Source organism: Faecalibacterium sp. An77 (assembly GCF_002161315.1).
Taxonomy (GTDB): Bacteria; Bacillota; Clostridia; order Oscillospirales; family Ruminococcaceae; genus Faecalibacterium.
The window spans coordinates 1-19,570 of sequence record NZ_NFHK01000047.1; the positions used below are offsets into that span (position 1 = coordinate 1).

The 19,570-nt window shown below is 58.2% G+C and carries 15 protein-coding genes; 7 read left to right on the forward strand and 8 right to left on the reverse strand.

Annotated elements, in window-relative coordinates:
• On the forward strand, positions 1-450 hold a 450-nt coding region (locus B5G28_RS11865), incomplete at its 5' end, for an IS3 family transposase (protein ID WP_158099627.1).
• A 232-nt stretch (positions 451-682) separates the two neighbouring features.
• Here the strand turns inward: B5G28_RS11865 and B5G28_RS11870 are convergent.
• Positions 683-1,333: a hypothetical protein gene (locus tag B5G28_RS11870; RefSeq protein WP_087249085.1), complete on the reverse strand. Its 651-nt coding sequence runs from the start codon at positions 1,331-1,333 to the stop codon at positions 683-685.
• A gap of 587 nt (positions 1,334-1,920) precedes the next feature.
• Entirely contained in the window at positions 1,921-2,361 is a 441-nt protein-coding gene (locus B5G28_RS11875) for a DNA starvation/stationary phase protection protein (RefSeq protein WP_087249087.1), read from the reverse strand.
• Between the two features lie 396 nt (positions 2,362-2,757).
• Here B5G28_RS11875 and B5G28_RS11880 point away from each other — a divergent pair, with 396 nt between their 5' ends.
• Positions 2,758-3,396, forward strand: a complete 639-nt coding sequence (locus B5G28_RS11880; protein ID WP_087249089.1) for a CatA-like O-acetyltransferase — start codon at positions 2,758-2,760, stop codon at positions 3,394-3,396.
• Positions 3,397-3,495: 99 nt separating this feature from the next.
• Here B5G28_RS11880 and B5G28_RS11885 read toward each other — a convergent pair whose 3' ends face one another.
• From B5G28_RS11885 to B5G28_RS11900, 4 genes are all read right to left on the reverse strand, one after another.
• Entirely contained in the window at positions 3,496-4,755 is a 1,260-nt protein-coding gene (locus tag B5G28_RS11885) for a GHKL domain-containing protein (RefSeq protein WP_087249091.1), read from the reverse strand.
• A complete protein-coding gene (locus B5G28_RS11890) occupies positions 4,749-5,495 on the reverse strand; it encodes a LytTR family DNA-binding domain-containing protein (protein WP_158098272.1) in 747 nt (248 codons plus the stop codon). The genes B5G28_RS11885 and B5G28_RS11890 overlap by 7 nt, the downstream gene beginning before the upstream one ends.
• A gap of 225 nt (positions 5,496-5,720) precedes the next feature.
• The gene (locus B5G28_RS11895) at positions 5,721-6,992 is read right to left on the reverse strand and encodes a GHKL domain-containing protein (protein WP_087249095.1); all 1,272 of its coding nucleotides are present in this window, start codon (positions 6,990-6,992) and stop codon (positions 5,721-5,723) included.
• Between the two features lie 4 nt (positions 6,993-6,996).
• Positions 6,997-7,710 (reverse strand): LytTR family DNA-binding domain-containing protein, encoded by a 714-nt coding sequence (locus B5G28_RS11900; protein ID WP_087249097.1) that lies wholly within the window; start codon positions 7,708-7,710, stop codon positions 6,997-6,999.
• A 234-nt stretch (positions 7,711-7,944) separates the two neighbouring features.
• On the opposite strand from B5G28_RS11900, the gene B5G28_RS11905 reads away from it, so the two are divergent.
• Both B5G28_RS11905 and B5G28_RS11910 read left to right on the forward strand, forming a co-directional pair.
• Complete coding sequence (locus tag B5G28_RS11905) at positions 7,945-8,688, forward strand: ABC transporter ATP-binding protein (protein ID WP_087249099.1); 744 nt, start codon at positions 7,945-7,947, stop codon at positions 8,686-8,688.
• Between the two features lie 4 nt (positions 8,689-8,692).
• Positions 8,693-10,819: an FtsX-like permease family protein gene (locus B5G28_RS11910; RefSeq protein ID WP_087249101.1), complete on the forward strand. Its 2,127-nt coding sequence runs from the start codon at positions 8,693-8,695 to the stop codon at positions 10,817-10,819.
• Between the two features lie 307 nt (positions 10,820-11,126).
• Here B5G28_RS11910 and B5G28_RS11915 read toward each other — a convergent pair whose 3' ends face one another.
• Positions 11,127-12,227, reverse strand: a complete 1,101-nt coding sequence (locus tag B5G28_RS11915; protein ID WP_087249103.1) for an ankyrin repeat domain-containing protein — start codon at positions 12,225-12,227, stop codon at positions 11,127-11,129.
• A gap of 539 nt (positions 12,228-12,766) precedes the next feature.
• Positions 12,767-14,782, reverse strand: coding sequence for a beta-galactosidase (locus tag B5G28_RS11920; protein ID WP_087249105.1), 2,016 nt, complete (start codon positions 14,780-14,782; stop codon positions 12,767-12,769).
• 187 nt (positions 14,783-14,969) lie between these two features.
• On the opposite strand from B5G28_RS11920, the gene B5G28_RS11925 reads away from it, so the two are divergent.
• From B5G28_RS11925 to B5G28_RS11935, 3 genes are all read left to right on the forward strand, one after another.
• Positions 14,970-16,280, forward strand: coding sequence for a glycoside hydrolase family 32 protein (locus B5G28_RS11925; protein WP_087249107.1), 1,311 nt, complete (start codon positions 14,970-14,972; stop codon positions 16,278-16,280).
• Between the two features lie 12 nt (positions 16,281-16,292).
• Entirely contained in the window at positions 16,293-17,684 is a 1,392-nt protein-coding gene (locus tag B5G28_RS11930) for a sucrose-specific PTS transporter subunit IIBC (protein ID WP_204228857.1), read from the forward strand.
• Positions 17,685-17,774: 90 nt separating this feature from the next.
• On the forward strand, positions 17,775-19,232 hold the full coding sequence (locus B5G28_RS11935) for a PRD domain-containing protein (protein ID WP_087249111.1): 1,458 nt from the start codon (positions 17,775-17,777) through the stop codon (positions 19,230-19,232).
• Positions 19,233-19,570 lie beyond the last annotated feature (338 nt).

The following is a 19,570-nucleotide window of genomic DNA, read 5'->3' on the forward strand; positions in this document are numbered from 1 at the left end:
TTGTTTGGTCAGAAACTCTATCTTTCTCCAATCCTGGATCTGCACAATGGGTATTTGGTGAGCTATGCTATCTCTGACCGACCGGTTTTAAGCATGGTAACAACTATGCTCACCAAAGCTTTTGAAACCATACCGGATGCAACCGGACTGGTTCTCCACTCTGACCAAGGCTGGCAATACCAGCACAAGCAGTACCAACGTATGCTGCGTGTGAAAGGTGTTCGGCAGAGTATGAGCCGCAAAGGGAACTGTCTGGACAATGCGGTGGCAGAAAACTTCTTCGGCTTACTCAAGAGTGAACTGCTTTATCTGCAAGAATTTGAGTCTATGGAACACTTCAAGCAGGAACTTGTGAATTATCTTGAGTATTACAACAACCGCAGAATTAAGACAAAACTAAAGGGCTTGCCGCCTGCTATTCACAGACAACAAGCCCTTTCGGCTGCTTAAACAATTTTTGCTTTCAAATATTGTCTAACTTTTTGGGGTCACTTCAGCAGCTCGGCGGCGGTTTTTGATGCAAAGGGTACCATGATAGAAAAAGCCGCCGGTCTGATCTCGCAGGCCGACGGCTTTGATTGCGTTATTTAACGGATTTGAAAGCCGCCTCCGGCCTCGGCCGAAGAGCGAGAAGCGCTTGAGGCTTCTGTATGGAGCGCGGAAAGGTTATGCTTGGGCTGATTTATGCAGGGACAGAGACCTCTGTCACTTCTACATTCAGACTGGACAGAAACTGCTGAATTTCTGCCGCCGAGCCGGTAGGGAAGCCATCGTACAGGATAAACAAGCCCGTGGCGGACACCGCTCCGTCCTCGCCCACCAGGAAGGAAATCATGGCCGGCGCTGCGTTTTCGTAGGTGTAGAGATAGAGGAGATTTTCGTGCAGGTCGTCACAGAAAAAGATGCGGGAAGCGGTGCAGGCGCTGGCGGCGGCCAGGGCGTCAGCGCCGCCCTTGGCGTTGATCTGGGCCGCAATGGAGCTCTGGACGGTGGCCCGGAGATATGCCTGCAGGGTGTCCGAAAAAGCCTCTAAATCTGCGTTCCGGGTGAGATGGGATACCGTCTCGTCGGACAGCCGAATCTGATAGACGGCTTTGGGGCGGGAGTAGTCGCCGTCACCCACGGCAGAGAGGATGGAGGTCAGATTCTGATTGCTGGAAAAGAGGGTGACCCAGTCCTCGTTTTCCGCCATCTCTTCCATCACCGATACGGTGGAAAGCCCCTCTTGATAGAGGGCGGAGGAGAGGCTGTTGGTGCCGCTGTAAGCCCCCAGCAGAAGAAATGCGCCCAGAGTGGGTAAAATCAGTTTAACGGCTTGTTTGAGTAGTTTCATGGTGCGTGCCTCCAGCGTGAAGTTTCATCCAGCGAACGATCCCGCTTGCTGCGCCCGCGGCAGGGGATGAGATTCTAGCGTTTTGGGGTGGTCTGCTTTTCGGCGTATGTCGGTCAGGTCTGCGCGGTCTCGGGTGAAATCCGGGTGAAGTGCCCGCTTGATGGCCCCAACAAAAACGCTCTGGCCAGTTGTCCAGAGCACAGAGCATGCAAGTGCAAAACCCCACTGCATCCCCAGAACAGACCCGAACGGCCTTGAAAAAGACCGAGGTTCATCACGAGCCTTGATCCATCGCAAACCGCATTGGCTGCAGTGGGGAGACGGCCAAACGCTGTCAAAAGCAGAACCGATATATTACAAAGCATTATAACATAAATTCCCAGAAAAAGGGAGAGAAACCGCACAATCCGGATCTGTTTTGAAAGAAATGCGCGGAGACAAGAAGAAAAAGTTTTGGCCCGGTCAAGCGTTCCATACATAAAAATGCTCGGAAACAGGAGACTTTCTCCAAAACAGAAAAAGGTTCTGTTATGATGTCCGCACAAAAAAGCGGGGACGGCAGCCACCGTCCCCGCAGAGGGAGTAATTTATTTCTGCATGGCCTCAACGAACCACAGAGTCTTGTTGTACTGGGCCAGATGGTCCTCCATCATGGAGACCACGGCGTAGACGTCATCGGCGGCCGCGTCTGCCCGGATCTGCTGTGCCTGATCCCGAAGGAGGGTCAGGTCAGCATGAACGATGCGGAGTACCTCACGGGAGCGCAGCTCGGCAGAGGGCAGTTCCTGAATGGAAGCTGCTGCCAGGTAATCCTTGAGAGAAGCCAGCGGCTGTTCGCCCTGCATTTTCAGCAGCTCGGCCACTTCGTCCAGCACACCGGCCATCGCGTCGTAAAGCGTTTCCAGATACTCGTGGACCTGCTTGAAATCCGAGCCCACCACGTTCCAGTGGAGGTTGTGCAGCTTGATATACATGACGCCCATGTTGGCGAGATAGGTGTTGAGAGCGGTTGCAAGTTCTTTCTTCATAAGGATGCTCCTTTCGATGTGAAAATTTACTTGGTTAGATATATCTAACCTGTGGCTATAGGATAACAGAAAGAGTCCAACTTGTCAAGGTGAGCAGATCACACAATGAAATGTGATTCGATATGGACGATCACGAGCAGAAATTTCGCTTCACAGAGATGACCGGCATGCACTTTTGTGAAAACGTGTGAGGGTGTGCATCCGGTTGCTTCCGCGGTTCGGGCGGTGCCCTGTCCGGGATGAACAGCCGAACTGTTTCCCGCAGATGGGCCCTGACACTTCCAAAACAGGGGACAGCGGTCTTCCGATAGCAAAATCGGAGGGATTTCTATTCCCAAACGCGGCGGACCATAGTACAATAGGATCAATAACCCACCAAAACAGGGAGGCAGCCATATGGAACGACTGGACCAGGCCAAATGGGCCCGCAGAGAAATTTATGAGATGTTTTCGAAGATGGACTATCCCTTTTACTCGGTCACCATTCCAGTGGACGTGACCGAGATCAAGCGCCTTTCAAAAGCCCGGGGCGTGTCTTTTTATATGCTGATGGTCTGGGTGTGTACCAAGGCTCTGAATTCCGTCCCGGAGTTCTGTATCCGCATCCGCGGGGACGAACTGGTGGTGCTGGACCAGGCAAACCCCAGCTTCACCTATATGCCCAAAGGTTCGGAGGTTTTCAAAATTGTGACCCTTCCGTGGGAACCGGAGTGGGAGTCCTTCTGCCGCAACGCCCAGGAGCAGAGCGAACAGCAGACCTGTTTTATCCGTTCCGGCGAAGAAACCGACAGTCTGATCTATTTTTCGTGTACGCCCTGGTTTGACTTTACAGCTCTGACCAACGAACACAATTTTGATAAGGATGATACTGTGCCCCGGCTGGCCTGGGGAAAATATTACCAGGAAAACGGGCGGCTGTGGGTTCATTTGTCGGTCGAAGTGAACCACCGCACCATTGACGGCTTCCACATTGGAGCCCTGAAAGCCATCCTTGACCGGGAAATCCAGAACCTCGGGGAACAGAATCCGGATTGACCAAAATCAGCATCCCAACATTTCCTCAGCCGATGGAAAGCGAGACAAAACAGGCCAGGCAAGCCCTAGAGGCTGCCTGGCCCGTTTCTTGTGGGAGGATTACAATACCATCTGCATCCGGAACCATCCGCCGGTCTGATCGAACTGGCAGACAGCGCCATTTTTGCGGCAGAAGGCGGAGATGGACTGCACCCCCAGTCCGTGGCCTTCCTGCCGGGCTGTCGGCAGGCCGTCGATGTCAAAGACAACATCCCTGGCGCACGGATTGGCAATTTCCAGCATGACGCCGGGATTGGCCACCATCTTGCATCGGATGCAGCGCTGTTCCTGAGGCAGCGCCAGATTGGCATGGATGGCGTTTTCGAGAGCGTTGGCCAGAACGATGGCCAGCTCGCCCTCGTCCACAGGGAGGACGTCGGGCAGGGCGATTTTCGCCTCCACCGAAATACCCTGGTTCTGGGCCTGGCCGAAGTAGGAGGAAAAGACTGCGTCCAGGACCGGCGGCCGGCACCAGCGGATGGCCTTCTGCTCGTCCAGCCGCCGCTGGGCGGCGTCCAGAAAATCCAGCGCCGCATCGGTGTCGCCCCGGGACACCAGCTCGGCCACCGTCTGAAGCCGGTGGCGCAGGTCGTGGCGCTCGGTGCGGATGGCGTCTTCCGCCGCCTTCACAGCTTCTCTTCGGCTTTGCAGGGCGGACAGCTGCAAAGCGGAGAGCTGCGCGTCGTGGCGGGCCTCCGACTCTTTTCGGATGCTGGTAAAGTAAAACATCAGGATGGAATAAACCTCCAGCATCAGCAGTCCGATCGCAGGTTTGAGGAAGGTGCCGCCTGGATCAAAGCCGGCATATCCGGGGACCAGGTAGACGGCGATGATGTAGTAGGTTGCCATGACCAGGCAAATCAGCCACCAGCCCCGGTGCAGCTGCAGCAGGATCTGAAAAAACAGAGGGCGCAGGAAGCGGATCAGAAACCAGATGACCCCTGCGCTGAGGACGGCGTAGGACAGCACCATCACCCAGAAACGGCTGCCGGACAGGTAGTAGAACAACGCTGCTCCGTGGTGGATCAGCGTACAGAACAGAACGACCGAGAGCTGCTGAAAGATAAGCCGCCATCCCCGGAACCGGCTGAGCGAGAAAAAGAGCAGGATCAGCGGGATGTGTATGGTCATTGCATAAGTCCAAAAGGCGGTGTCCAGATCCACCGACCGGTACAGGACGGCCACCGCCGCCATCAGCAGGAGGGTGACGCAGGAAACAATGAAAATGGTCCGCCGCCGGGAATATCGGCTGTCCATGAACAGAAACGCCATCATCATATATAGAACCGTCAAATACTCCATAATAAACAGCTCTACCATGCGTTTCGATCCTCCAGCCAGTAGCCGCCCCAGGCTTTTTTGAAATCCACGGCCGAGGTCCGGGGCAGCGCCACCGTCTGGCCGTTGTCCAGCAGGGCGATTTGGCCGCTTACGCCGGTCACATGCTGGAAGTTCAGCACAAAGCTGGCTCCGCACAGGTAAAAGCGCCGGTCAGCCAGCAGGGGAGAAGCCGCCTCGCGGAAGGAAACCCGGATGCTCTGGGAATCCACCACGCCGGTGGTGCAGTAGTAGCGCATGCAGCGCCCCACCCGCTCCACATACCGAATCTGTTCCAGCAGAATCCGCCGTGGCCCGTTCGGTGTGCTGACCATAATGGCGCTGCTCCGCCGCCGGTTCAGCTTTTCCACTGCCCCGTCCAGCACCTGAAAGAGTTTGGCTTTTTCGACGGGCTTGAGCAGATAAAAGAAGGCCTGGACGTCGTAGCTGTCGGCGGCAAAATCGTTGGAGTGGGTGAGATAAATGATTTCGCCGCCCTCGCCCAGAGCCCGCAGAAGCCGGCCGGTGTCGATCCCGCTGGGCTTGGGCATCAGGATGTCCAAGAGATAGAGGTCAAAGCCTCCCGCATTCTCCGCCCTTGCCAGCAGCGCCCCGCCGCTCTGGAATGCTTCCACTTGCCCTTTCAGCCCGGGCCGGGACTGAAAATAGTCATCCAATAACGCCTCTGTCTGATGGATCTGCTTTTCTTCGTCGTCGCATATGGCGATCCGCAGCATTGCCATTCTCCCTTCCGCAACGGAGTGCAAATTTTGCGCACAAAGCCTCAAATTCTGCGCATCTGTTCCCCGTTTTTTGACGATTGTTAGTATGAAAATAGCATGGAAGCTCCCAAACGTCAAGGGGCAGACCCAAAGAAAGACGGCCATCGAAATGGCCGCCAAACAGATTTTGCTCGACAAAAATCCGGTCATATCAGGACGATGGCCCCGGGCGGGACCGGCGCGTGATTACGGGTTCTCCGGCGGCAGGAGCGGAAAGCAAATCACCAGTTCAAACCGGCCGTCCCGGACGCCGGCCTCCAGAGTGCCGTGGTATCGCTCTGCGATCTCCCGCATCCCGGGCAGGCCAAAACCGTGGGCGGTTTTGTCTGGTTTGGTGGTGGAAAGATCCGCCGGAACAGGTCGGCCCACCGGGTTCAGAACCTGCAGCATAAACAACCCCTTGTCCGCTTTGCAGCGGACGGTGACCCGGGGCTCCGCCGCACCGCTGGTCCCTTCGATGGCGTTGTCCAGCGCGTTGCCCAGAAGGGCGCAGAGGTCGGTGTCTGCCATGGGCAGCTTTGCGGGCAGAGAAACCGCGAGATCGGCGGGGATGCCCCGCCGGTCCAGTTCCTCCAGCTTGGAGGACAGAACCACCTGGGCCGTCTCGTTCTCGCAGATGCGGCCTTTAGGTTGGAAAGCGGGGGAGTCGGACATCTGGTGCAGGTAGTCCAGTGCCTGCGCGGATTCTCCAGCCTCCAGCAGACCCTGCAGGACGGTGAGGTGGTTCCGCAGATCGTGGCGCAGGCGGCGCACCTGGGTTTCCTGCTGCTGCAACCCCTGATAGTAAGTTTCCCGCAGGCTGGCCAGCTGGCTGCTGCGCTCCAGGCGCTCGTGGTCGGCCAATACCGAGATGGCCAGCAGAAGCATCAGGGCGGTGAACAGGGCCAAAGGCAGCACCACCAGTCCCTGATTCAGTGCCACGGCGTTGACCTCCGGGGATTGGTATTTGCGGGAGGTCAGCAGGACAACCGCAATCAGAGCGCACAGGGGCATGGCAGCCAGCCCCAGCACCAGATTCCACAGCCGCCCCGACAGGTTGGGAGGCTGTCTGGGCAGCCGGCGGCGGAACAAAAGATACAATCCGCCATACATCAGCGAGCGGAGAAATTGGTTTAAGCCGATGTAGGACATCCATTCCAGATAGGTGTCCAGGATGGCGCTGACGGACATGATGAGGGTGAAAAAGATGATGGAGACCGCCAGCCGTCCCGGCCGCGGCCCCTGGGTGGACAGCAGGCCCGGCAGCAGAAATACCGGCAGGGCATAGAGGAGGTTGGGGTCCCCGATCCAGATGACGGCCACGCTGGTGATGGCCAAGTTCAAAAACAGGGCTGCCTTCCAGAACCAGCCCCGGCGGACCTGTGCAAAACCCACCCAGGCGGAAAAGAGCACAAAACCGTTCAGGGCCGCCGACAGAATCCAGAGGCCGCTCTGCCACAGTTGGTGAATCATCAGCATGGCATTATCCCTCCAGTTCCGCCCGGGTGAGAGCCAGCAGGGCGGACTGCTGGCAGGAGCGGCTGACCGGCAGACGGGTTCCGTCCTGCAATGTGACTTCGCCGCTTTCCAGCCGGGCGACCGCCCCGGCCCGGACCAGATAGCGCTGGTGAATCCGGACAAAACGGCTCCCCACGTCGGCGGCTACGGCGTCCAGTTTTCCGTAAAAGGTATAAGTCCGGTCTGGGGTGACGCATTCCACCTGCCGCCGGTCGGAGGCAAAGTACAAAATTTTCCCCATCGGAATGCGGTAGTAGGTCTCTCCGCTGCGGCAGATATAAGCCTGGTCCAGCTGCCGCACCAGGGCGGCCTGGGCGCGGTCCAGAACCGATTCCAGCTGTTCGTTCCGGGGCGGCTTCATCAGATAACCCAGAGCGCCCACCGAATACCCGTCGAATACATGGTCCGCATAGCCGGTGACAAACACCAGCTGCAGCCCCTCGTCTGCCGCCCGAAGGCGGCGGGCGGTCTCCATGCCGTCCATTTCCCGCAGTTCCATGTCCAGAAAGAGCAGGTCCAGCTCCCCGGCATGGCGGCCGTACCACTGCAGCAGTGTTTCGCCCGAAGAAAACTCGAAATATTGCGCCGGCACATTTCTGGTGTCCAGGATGCGTTCCAGCGTCGAGCGAAGAACCAGACGCGCATCCGCCAGATCGTCGCAGATCCCAATTCGCAGCACAGCGATTCCCCCTGTTGGTGAAAGAAATGATGGCTTTATTGTACCACAGGGGAGAGATTCCTCAAAATCAAACTTGACATAAAACCCGCCAAAAATGACGTCCTCCGCGGCTTGCGAGCAAAACTTGACCGTCCCGGTGCCAAATGTGACAGCCCCGTTTGCAGCAGGCCGCTGCCGCCGGTATCATGGACTTGTCAAAAGAAACCATGCAGCCGGGAAAGGACGGGCGATATCATGCTGAAGGTACAAGATCTGCACAAATCCTATCAGGTGGGAAAAACCTCCTACGAAGTTCTCAAGGGCGTGTCCCTGGAAGTGAAAAAAGGGGAGTTTGTGGCGGTGATGGGGCCGTCCGGTTCGGGCAAGACCACCCTGCTGAACTGCATCTCCTGCTATATACCCATCGATCAAGGCAGCATCACCCTGGACGGTGCCGAGCTGGCCCGGCTGGGGGAGGAGGAACTGGCCCAGGTCCGCAACCAGCAGCTGGGGTTTGTGTTTCAGGATTTTCTGCTGCTGGACGGCTTGACCGTCCGGGAAAATATTTTGCTGCCGGCCATCATCGGCGGCGCTGTCACGGCCCGGACCGAGGAGCGGGCCAACCAGCTGTGTACGGTGTTCGGGATCGGTGCCATCCGGGACAAATACCCGGCGGAAATTTCCGGCGGCGAAAAGCAGCGCACCGCCGTGGCCCGGGCCCTGATCAATCATCCGCTGCTGATTCTGGCGGATGAACCCACCGGAAACCTGGATTCCAAGTCCAGCCGGGCGGTGATCCGCTCCTTTGAACAGGCGCGGGATGTGCTGGAGGCCACCATTTTCATGGTGACGCACGATTCGTTTGCGGCGTCTTTTTGCGACAGGGTGGTGATCCTCAGGGACGGGGTGGTCTGGAAGACGCTGGCCAAAGGGCCGGACGACCGGGCCGCGTTTCAGGACAAACTGCTGGACACCATCCGGGAAATGGACAAGGAGTGATACGATGCGGCATTTTTCTGAAGTTTACGGTGTGCTGCGGCGCAAAAACAAGAGCCGGTATGCTCTTTTGGCCGGGTGCAGCTTCTTTTCGGTCCTGCTGATTACGGCCTACAGCTGTATGATGCGTTCGCCCACCATCCTGTCGGTGCTGCCGGAGGGCGGCGACTCCCGCAAACAGGTGATGATGGTGTTTGTTCTGGCGGTGGTGGGATGCGCCGTCTTTACGGCCTATGCCGCCGGGCTGTTCTTCCGGCAGAAATCCCGGGAGACAGGCGTGTTCCTGGCGCTGGGCGCCGCCCGGCGCCAGCTCCAGGCCGAAATGGGAAAGGAGCTGGCAGTGCTCTCTCTGCTCTCCTGTGCGGCAGGGGCCCTTCTGGGCGGTCCGCTGGCCTGGGGCGTGTGGCAGATATTCCGGCTGTTTCTGGTGGATTCCAAGGAAATGGCCCTGACTTTTGACCCGAAGGCCTATCTGCTGGCCCTGCTCTTTGCCGGGTATGTGGTGGCGGTCCTGTTTTGGATGGGGAACCGTGCCGTCAGGCGCACCAACATCATGGACGTGGTTCAGGAGTCCCACCGCTCGGAACCCATCCGGGAGGTCAAACCCTGGTATGGCCGGGTGGGGATTCTTTTGGTGGTGACAGGCGCGCTGGCCGGCTACCTGATGCCGGGCTTCTTTGTGAATGTCCTTTGCTGGTATCCGCCTTCTGCGGTGAGCGCGGTTTTTTATCTGCCTGCCCTTGTGGGCATCTACATGATTCTCCTTCACACGGTGGTGAACGGCTGGCGAAGGGGAAAGAGATACCAAAACATCATCACCACATCCATGATGAAATTCCAGGGCCGGCAGACGGTGCGGAATATGCTGGTGATGACGCTGCTGATTGCCGGAGCCTATTTTGCCGCCTTTTATTCCCCCATGCTGAGCAGCAGCTCAGCCTACAGCTTTTCCAGCCGGCCGGTGGACTTTGAATACCACATGCGCAGCGATCAGGAACAGATCGGGCGGCAGGAGGTGGAAACTCTGGCGCAGGAATACAGCGTCGAGATCACTTCCTGGGCGCAGGTGGAGGCGGCGTCTTTGGGCGGTGACGGCACGGTGTCCATCGAGAGGAACAACGGCGTCTTGGGGGTTACCTATACCACCGAATACCGGGAAATTGCATCCGGCGGAACCTTCTTCTCCGAGTCGGCCTGGAATGCCCTCACCGGCCAAAGGGTTGACCTGGCGCCCGGCACCTGTGCCAATGTGCTGGATGACGAGGGCGGCGGGGACTATCTGTCGGGCGGCGATGTGACCATCGTCACCAACATGGTTACCGGGGAAAGCCTGAACGTCGTCCCGGCCCAGCCGCTGCGGTTCACCATGCTGCTGGGGTGCTATGTGCTGGATGATGGCGATTACGCCGCCATCACCCGGGGCCTTACGGATGACTGGAAACAGACCTATGTCTGCTTCAATGTGGCGGACGTGCAGGCCAGCTATCCCTTTGCAGATGCCCTGTTTCATGAGATCGTCAATCGCTCCGGCCCGGAGGCAGAGGTGTTCGACGCCTGGGACCCGGTGAGCCGGCAGCTGCAAATAGCCGAAAAGGGAAGCTATAACTACGACGACCCGGAATACCTGAAAGCCAACGGCCTGACCGTCATCGATTATAACCAGTGCGACACCTCGGATTTCCGGAACTATTGGCTTTATATGCCCCAGTTCCGCGTCCTGGATCAAAACGATTTTGTGACCACCATGGCGGTTTTTCTGATGCTGTTTATCTTCATTGCGCTGATCTGCTTTGCGGCGGTGGTGGTCATCGCGTTCACCCGCTGTATGACCCTGGCCCTCACCAATGCCCGCGTGTACGAGGACCTGCGGCATCTGGGAGCGTCCAACGCCTATCTGTTCCAGACAGTCCGGGGGCAGGTTTCCAGGGTGTTTCTGGTTCCCGCCGTTGTGGGAACAGCCGTCATCAGTGCCTTTTATGGCATGATTCTCTACTTCAACGACAACCGTTTCACGCCCGGCGAATTTGCAGGGATGGGCACCTGTGCTGCGGTGATTCTTGTTTTGTCGGCGGTGCTCTATGGCGTTTACCGCTTTACCCGCCGCAGAGTCTGCCGGATACTGGGGATTGCCTGAATTTGTTCCAGATGGCGCGTTAAAGATGGCCCCGCAGACCTGCACAAGGATGCGGCGGCTCATGAAATAGATAGAGAGAACGCCCGGCGGTCTGTCTTGCGACATTCTGCCGGGCGTTTTGCGCGTTTGTTAGATGAGAAACCAAAGTTTTGTACAGGTCGTACCATGGAAAAGCTTGCCGGGCTTGGATTCCTGCAAAAGGAAACGGAATAAAATTTCCGCTTTGGAGATCGTTAGGGATATTGGGCGCCTGGGGACAGGCCGGTGCAAGTGTTGGCCGAGAGGGGCGCGGTGCCTTCTGAGAAGTTCAGGCTTTGGAACCGGCATCGGATTCCTCGAACTCGCCCGCAATCATCCCATTGAGGTACCGGCCGGGGTCTGCGATGAACTCATCCCACTTGGCCAGAGGATGAAACTCCTCGTGCTCGGTGTCCAGATACCAGAGTTTCCGGTCTCTGGGGCTCCACAAAAGCAGATAGTCGCTATAGTTATCCATCCGCGCCATGAGGGAGAGCAGCTTTCTCCGCTTCCACTTCATTTCCTTCAGATCCATGTAGGGGCAGAGCTCCACCCACTTCACCCATTTCTGCTCCGGGAATTCCAGCCGCAGGGGACTGGTTTTCAGGTAATTCACCAGTTTGACGGGCAGCTTGTAGGGAGCCAGCTGGCGGGCTTTTTCCTGTTTGCTGTACAGATCTTCCGGCTCCAGGGTTCTCAGATAGTCGGCCATTTCCTGGTTTTTGTTGCGGACCGCCACCGTGTAGGGACGGTCTCCATATTTGTCCGGGAGGGTGATGTCCGCCCCATGCTCAAAGAGCCAGCGCACCATGGGGAGATTGTTGGAGCGGGCCGCCTCGGTAACCGGCGTGGAGGCACAAGGATAGACCACGTCCGGCAGATGGTAGTTGATGTCTGCGCCTTTTTCCAGAAGCAGCTTAGCCAGGGTGAAGTCTCCCTCCGACGCGGCAGCCCGGAGGGCCTCGCCGCCGTATTGGGCCACGGTGATGCCGGCCTTTTCCAGGACAGGAATGTTCTCGGGACGGTTGCCCCAGCGGATTTCCTGGAAAAGCCGCCGCTTGTGGGCTTCGTCCAGCTGCTTGGCCTGTTCGATAAAGAGTTTCACCACTTCGGGGCCGCAGCAGCGGACCACAGCGAGGGGGAGAGGCTTTTCCTCCGCCTTTTCCGGGTCGGCGCCCCGCTCCAGCAAATAACGAATCATGGCAGGGTCATTCCGAAAGACGGCGATTTCCAGCGGCATGAGCTTGGTGTACCCGCTGATCCGGATCGGGGCGTTGAGGTCCAGTCCGCCCTGGAGCATGGCCTCCAGTTTGGGAAGATCGCGGTCATAAATGGCCACAGCCGCTTCCGGCAGGGTCTCCCAACGGCCGATGTGTCCAATTTTGTACATTTCAGGCACCTGCTTTCTTTCTCTTTGATCGGGCGCATGATTCCGCCATAACCCCGGGTTTTGCTGCATCCAGGGAAGCTTAAAGCTGCTGTTTCTGCCGCGCCCGCAGGCATTGCTTGCCGAAAACGCTGTCCGCAGCGCGGGAGAGCACCTCCGGCTGGCGCCATCGGAACAGGCGGCAAAACCCATGCCGCCTGAGAGGACCGGACGAACGTTCCTGACAGTTCCCCTACGGTGGAGCAGAACAGCCTGTGCAAGGCTGCGAAAAAAGATGGTATTGTCAGTCATTATAGCACAAATTCAGGGAAAAAGGGAGAGAAAAACGATCCGTTCTGTCCATTGGGGCAAAGGGCCCGGCGGGCTTCAAAACAGCATCGCTCGAAAACCAAAAGCCCCGCGGAATTTTCCAATTCCGCAGGGCTTTTTTATCAGGCTGGGATGCAGTCAAAAAGAAAGATGGGCGGCGTCACACGCCGTTTTCTCTTTATAGGAAAAACAGCGCGGACCAAATGAAGGAACGGTTTTTGCAGGGGGAAATGTTAGGACCGTTTCTGCCGGAACACCACCGTGGAGCAGCCCTGCACTTTACCCTCGGAAAAGTCGCCGAAAAGGAGCGCAGCGTCTGCCGGGGCCGGCAGCGCAATGGCCTCGTCAGTGAAATTCTGAACGAAAATGTACTCGTTTTCCGGGTCCTGCCGGCTGGACACTTCGAGCCCTTCGGGCAGATGAGGCAGGATGGGAGAGAGGTCTGTCCGGGACACCATTTCCCGGTAGAAATCATTGTAGAATGCCTCCTCGGCATCGGTGCAGAGGTAGTAGGCCGTGCCTTTGCCATAGGAGTGGACGGTGAGGGCGGGATATCCCTTGTAGAAGTCGTCGGTATAGGTCATGAGGGGCTGGGCGCCCTGAAGCCGTACCAGGTCACACAGGTTTCTGCAGGTGTACAGAGGGGCGCCGGGGCCAGCCGTAAAGTGATGAACCTCTCCGGTGCACAGGGCGTCGATTTCCTCGCTGCGCAGGCCCAGCAGATCGGTCAGGCCGTGAGGCGTCCCGCCCAGATGGCACAGGTCGCTTTCGTTGACAATGCCGCTCCAATAGGTCATGACAAGGGTGCCGCCGTTTTGGACGAACTGGCGCAGCCGCTCTTCAATCCCGGCCCGGAACATATAGAGCATGGGGACCACCACCAGACGGTAGCCGTCCAGCGGCTGTTCCACCTGGACCAGGTCCACATTCAGCCTGCACTTCCGCAGGGCCTGATAGGACTTAAAGACCGCCTCGTGGTAGAACAGACCCTCGTTCCGCGGGCCGCGGGCCCGCTCCATGGCCCAGCGGCTTTCGGTGTCCCAGAGCACCGCCGCCTGGGCGGATACCTGACTGCCGGCGACGCAGGCCAGTGCCTGGAGGGCCTGCCCGGTCTGGGTGGCCTCCCGGAAAACCCGGGTGTCCTCTCCGCCGTAGTGGTCGATCACTGCGCCGTGGAATTTCTCAAACCCGCCCCGGCCCTGCCGGATCTGGAAATACTGGACGCTGTCCGCACCGTGGGCGACGGCGTGGAGCGAAGCATTCAGCAGAAGGCCCGGCTTTTTCAGCTTGCTGACCGGTTGCCAGTTGAGGCTGGAGGGGCTGGATTCCATCAAAAGAAAGGGGGCGTGCTTCATGGTACGCATCATGTCATGCTGCATCCCGGTGTTCAAAGCGGTCCGGCTGTCCGACTGATAGCGCCAGAGCGGGTAGCTGTCCCAGGAGACGACATCGATTTCCCGGGCCAGTTCATAGTAATTCAGCCCGATATAATCCTCCATAAAATTGGTGGTCACCGGCTGGGTGGCGCCCGCCTGGCGGAGAGCACGAATCTCCTCACACATGAAATCGGTGGTCTGGGCGGTTACAAACCGCATCCAGTCCAGAGACAGGCCATGCAGTCCGCTGTCGCCCAGAGTGGAGGGACTCTCCACCTGATCAAACGAGGTATAGGTATGGCTCCAGAAGGTGGTCCACCAGGCGTGATTCAAGGCGTCGATGGTCTGATAGCGCTGTTTCAGCCAGCGGCGGAAGGCGGCCTGGCAGAGGGGGCAGTGGCATTCGCCGCTGTATTCATTGGAGATGTGCCAGAGGATGACCGCCGGATGATCCTTAAAGGTCTGGGCCAGTTTCTGGTTGATGATCCGTACTTTCTGACGGTAGACGGGGGAGGTGTAGCAGTGGTTGTGCCGCTCTCCGTACAGGCTGCGGACCCGGTTCTCCCGGACCCGGAGAACCTCCGGGTATTTTTCAGCCAGCCAGCGGGGACGTGCGCCAGACGGCGTGGCGAGAATCACCCGGATGCCGTGGGCGTAGAGGTTGTCCACCATCTCTTTCAGCCATTCCAGCCGGAACACCCCTTCCTCCGGTTCCAGAGTGGACCAGGAGAACACCCCCAGCGTGACGGTGTTGATCCGGGCTTTCTGCATCATTTCCAGGTCCCGGGCCAGAATATCCGGGCGGTCCAGCCATTGCTCGGAGTTGTAGTCTCCGCCATAAATGAATTGATTGGATATACTCTGTCTTTCCATAAGGTGGGTCCTTTCTTTCCTGTGTAAGTGGGTACTTTGAGTATACGGTGTCCGGCGCCATTCGGCAACCTTTTGGACCGCAGAAAGCATCCCTCTTTCTGCACAGGGGCAAGGCAAAAAAATGAATTTTGTTTCGTTGGGTTTTGTTGTAAAATGGGGACGTCCGAAGAGAAAGGAGCGAAGGTGCATGAAGCCGGTGTATCATATTTCGCCAGACCACGGATTTCTCAACGATCCCAATGGTCTGGCCCAGTTCCGGGGCGAGTTCCACGTGTTTTATCAGTGGCTGCCCGAGGTGACCCCGCAGGGCAAAAAGCAGTGGCGGCACTGCGTTTCCAAAGACCTGCTGCACTGGACCGACCAGGGCAGCACCCTGGAGCCGGTCCAGTGGTATGAAAAGGATGGCTGCTATTCCGGTTCCGGCCTTGCGGTCGGCGGGCAGTACTACCTCTTTTATACCGGAAATGTCCGGGATGCCGAGGGCGGCCGGGAGTCCTATCAGTGTGCCGCCGTCTCCCGAGACGGCCGGCGGTTTGTAAAACTGGGACCGGTGGTTTTGAAGCCTGCGGCCTACACTCCGCATTTCCGTGACCCCAAAGTATGGCGAAAAGGGGATCACTGGTGGATGCTGGTAGGGGCTCAGACCCGGGAGCTCAAGGGGAACGCCGCGCTTTTCCGGTCGGATGATTTGCTGCACTGGGACTGGATGGGCAGTGTGCTGGGTCCCGGGCTGGAAATGGGTTACATGTGCGAGTGCCCGGATCTGGTGGAGGTGGACGGACAGGAGTTTCTGCTGGTCAGCAGACAGTCCGAACGAGGAACTGTCCCGCTGGTGCTGCCGGGGCGGATGGACTATTCCCGGGGACGGTTTGAAACAGAAGGTCCCGCCGCCCTGCTGGACGAGGGACTGGATTTCTATGCCCCGCAGACCTTTGTGGATGAGAGCGGCCGCTGCCTGCTGTTTGGCTGGCTCGGGTCGGGGGAGAAAGACTATCAGCTCAGCCAGCCACCTGTCCGGGAGGGCTGGCTCCACAGCCTGACCATCCCGCGGGAACTGTTTGTCCGCGGCGGCGCGCTTTGCCAGCGGCCCGCAGAGGAATTGAAGCAGCTTCGTCGGCAGGAACAGCGGACCGAATGTGCCGGCGCCGCTGTGATCGACCGCGGAACGGCCAGTCTGGAGCTGTCCGCCGAGGGCCTGGGCAGTCAGGCCGTCACCTTTGATTTTGGTTCGGTGCTGAAACTTTGCTATCGGCCGGAAAGCCGGACGATGCAGGTTATGCGAAAAAAATGGAACGGGGAGGGATACGATGAAAAACACCTGAGTCTGGCCCGGCTGGATGCGCTTCGGATCTATCTGGATCAGTCCACCGCGGAGCTCTTTGTCAACCACGGTGAAACGACCTTCACCTGCAAGGCGTATTTCGGGGCAGACACAAGGATTCATATTGTTTCGCAGGAAAACATCAGGGTGTCAACTTGGATATTGGAGGTATCGTAAATGGCACAGACAGTGGATTATCAATCGGTAGCAAGCCAGATCATCGACGTGGTGGGCGGCGCGGACAACATCCTGTCGGCGGCGCACTGCGCGACCAGACTTCGCCTGATGGTCAAAAACCGCGAGATCATCGACGACAACGAGGTGGAGAGCCTGCCCCTGGTCAAGGGATGCTTTTTCACCGCAGGACAGTACCAGATCATCCTGGGGACCGGCATTGTCAACAAGGTGTATGATGAAGTAATCAAGCTGGGCATTCCCGGCGCATCCAAAAACGAACAGGCCGCCGCTGCGGCACAGAACGGAAACGCAGCCCAGCGCCTGGTGCGGGTGTTTGCCGATGTGTTCGTGCCCATCATCCCGGTTATGGTGGCCACCGGCCTGTTCATGGGCCTGCGGGGCTTCCTGACCCAGCCGGATCTCCTAGCGATGCTGGGCCTCACCACCGATTCCATCCCCCAGAATTTCCTCTCCTTCACCCAGATTCTGACCGATACGGCGTTCAGTTTCTTGCCGGTTCTGGTCTGCTGGTCCGCCTTCAAAAAGTTCGGCGGCTCTCCGGTCATCGGCATTGTGGTGGGCCTGATGCTGGTCCACAACATTCTGCCCACCTCCTGGGACGTGGCAGAAGGCAACGCCGAGCCGCTGCTGTTCTTTGGCTTTATCAAGGTGAACGGGTACCAGAGCTCGGTGCTGCCGGCGTTCATTGTGGGCTTTTTGGGGTCCAAAATCGAGCAGTGGCTGCATGACCATGTGCCCAACGCGCTGGACTTGATTGTCACCCCCTTTGTGACGGTTCTGCTGTCGCTGTGCCTGGGACTGTTTGCAGTGGGTCCGGTGTTCCACTCGGTGGAGATGGCGCTGGTGGACGTCGTGTCCTTCCTGTTCCAGCTGCCCTTTGGGGTGGGCGGCCTGATCTGGGGCGCCCTGTGCCAGGTGATTGTCATCACCGGCGTCCATCATGCCCTCAACCTGGTGGAAATTGAGATGCTGTCCAAGACCGGCTGGAACCCCGTCAACCCGGTGGGTTCCTGCGGCATCGTGGCCCAGGCCGGCGCCGCCATGGCGGTGGCGGTCAAGACCAAATCGGTCAAGATGAAGTCTCTGGCCTATCCGTCCGCTGTGTCGGGCCTGCTGGGCATCACCGAGCCCGCCATCTTTGGCGTCAACCTCCGTCTGGTCAGCCCCTTTGTCTGGGGCTGTGTGGGCGGCGGTGTCGGCGGCTGGCTTTCGGCACTGTTTGGCCTGCAGGGTACCGGCATGTCGGTGACCGGCATCCCCGGCATGCTGCTCTACCTGAATAAACAGCTGCCCCTCTACATTTTGATCAATGGTATTGCATTTGCCGTGGCGTTTGCGCTAACATATATCTTTGGAATGAAGAATCAGGACGCAGCCGCATAACGGAAAAAGACCCCGGCCCCTGCGCCGGCCCCAGACCAAGGGGCTGCGCGGGGGCTGGGGTCGTGGGCTGCCGCGGAAACGGGGGAGAACATGTACAGCCGAAAAATCCGGTTGCTCCGGGCAATCGTCGAGAACGAAACTCTTTCTTCGCAGGAACTGATGGAGAAACTCTCCATCGGTCAGCGGACCCTGCGCAGCGAGATCAGCGAGCTCAATGAAATGCTGCGGAAAGAAAAGGTCTCGATACACTCGGGCAGCGGGGGCGGCTACTATGTCAAAAGCAGCGATAAGGCCGTCATCCAGAACTATCTGGACGGCATGATCCGCCAGAGCAAGCGGATGGTTTTGCCCGAGACGTCCAGAGAGCGGTTTCTCTTTGGGTTTGCCTGGCTGTTTTTCCGGCGGGAGCCGGTTTCCATCCAGCGGGCGGCGGAGAAGCTCTGTGCCTCCAACACAGCGGTTCTCCACACCAAAAAGCAGATCCAGGATACATTGACCTGGTATCCCGGCCTCCGGCTGGAAACCGGAACCCGCGGCATGTGGATCAGCGGCAGCGAGGCGGAAAAGCGGCACGCCCTGGCCCAGTTCATCAATTACTCCACCTTTGGCTCCATTATGATGGAACGGCTGATGACGTTTCTCTTTGGGGCCGGTCCCTATGAGGATTACATGGCCTTTTACCGGGGCCTGCCCGATATTTTGGCGGCACAGGGGTGCCGGCTGATTGACAAGTCGGTGGAAGGGTTTGCGCTGGATCTCTTTGTCACCCTGATGCGGTCCCAGAAGGGGTTTGTGCTGGACGGGCAGGAAACGCCCGATTCCTGCCCCTGCGTTGATGTGCTGGCCGAATGGGTGGAAAAGGCCGGCTACACCCTCTCTGCCCGGGATAAAGCCTATCTGACCGAATGCCTGCGGGCCAGACGGATTTTGTATACCCTCGGCAAAGACGATGCCGCTCCCGAGGAATATATAGAGGTAACCAGGGAGTTTCTGGCGGCGGTGGACCAGGAATTCGGCACCGAATACCGCAGCAACGAGGAGCTTTGCGGCAAGCTGTCGGTCCATATCCAGAAAATGATCCTGCGGATACGGGGAGGCTATTTCGAGACCAACACCATTCTGCAGGACGTGTCCAACCGATATGGCCGGGAGATGGACATGGCCCGCAGGATCAACGGCGTCCTTGAAAAGCGGTACGGGGCGGCGGCCAATGTCCATGAGATTTCCTACCTGGCCATTTACCTCCGGGCCTACTCCAGCCGCAAACTCAGCGCACTGGTTCTCTGCGATCTGGGGGAGGGGATCGCCGACAATATGGTCCGTCAGATCACCCAGTACTGCGGAGAGGGAATCCGCATCCTGGGAATCAGCTCCCTGAACGAATACCGCAGGGACCCTCTGCCCGTGGATATTCTGATTTCCCCCTCCCGGATCTACAATGTCCGCCTGCCCGAAAAGACCAAGATCTTCTATGTGGACTACCTTTTGAAAGAGACCCAGCTGAAGAAAATCCAGGATTACCTGCTGAAGAACACGCACACGGAATAAGACATCCGCAGCCGGGGAGCCCCGGTGCAGTGCAGAACATCCAGAGAAACCGGTCCCGTCCATGGTATATTCAGGGCGGAACCGGTCTTTTGCTTTTTGGCCTGTTTGAGATTCGGGCAAAAAATTTTTTTCGAGGCAGGGACGGCCATGCCTCTGCCCGGGCGGTGCAGTTCAAAGAGGTAGAGTCGACGGGACAAGTCCGGCGGTTTCAAAACGGGCAGTCATGACCCCCGGCAAAGCCGGGGGCTTGAGGAAGCCCTAGAAGGGCATAATACGGACAAAGCCCCTCAAGGGGCCGCGAAACAATCGGCCAACTGCATTGCTGGCTCATGGCGGCC

Bases quoted from the DNA above. Each gene is read 5' to 3' on its own strand.
- B5G28_RS11870 (WP_087249085.1), bottom strand. From the start codon at position 1,333: ATGAAACTACTCAAACAAGCCGTTAAACTGATTTTACCCACTCTGGGC.
- B5G28_RS11875 (WP_087249087.1), bottom strand. From the start codon at position 2,361: ATGAAGAAAGAACTTGCAACCGCTCTCAACACCTATCTCGCCAACATG.
- B5G28_RS11880 (WP_087249089.1), top strand. From the start codon at position 2,758: ATGGAACGACTGGACCAGGCCAAATGGGCCCGCAGAGAAATTTATGAG.
- B5G28_RS11885 (WP_087249091.1), bottom strand. From the start codon at position 4,755: ATGGTAGAGCTGTTTATTATGGAGTATTTGACGGTTCTATATATGATG.
- B5G28_RS11890 (WP_158098272.1), bottom strand. From the start codon at position 5,495: ATGGCAATGCTGCGGATCGCCATATGCGACGACGAAGAAAAGCAGATC.
- B5G28_RS11895 (WP_087249095.1), bottom strand. From the start codon at position 6,992: ATGCTGATGATTCACCAACTGTGGCAGAGCGGCCTCTGGATTCTGTCG.
- B5G28_RS11905 (WP_087249099.1), top strand. From the start codon at position 7,945: ATGCTGAAGGTACAAGATCTGCACAAATCCTATCAGGTGGGAAAAACC.
- B5G28_RS11910 (WP_087249101.1), top strand. From the start codon at position 8,693: ATGCGGCATTTTTCTGAAGTTTACGGTGTGCTGCGGCGCAAAAACAAG.
- B5G28_RS11915 (WP_087249103.1), bottom strand. From the start codon at position 12,227: ATGTACAAAATTGGACACATCGGCCGTTGGGAGACCCTGCCGGAAGCG.
- B5G28_RS11920 (WP_087249105.1), bottom strand. From the start codon at position 14,782: ATGGAAAGACAGAGTATATCCAATCAATTCATTTATGGCGGAGACTAC.
- B5G28_RS11925 (WP_087249107.1), top strand. From the start codon at position 14,970: ATGAAGCCGGTGTATCATATTTCGCCAGACCACGGATTTCTCAACGAT.
- B5G28_RS11935 (WP_087249111.1), top strand. From the start codon at position 17,775: ATGTACAGCCGAAAAATCCGGTTGCTCCGGGCAATCGTCGAGAACGAA.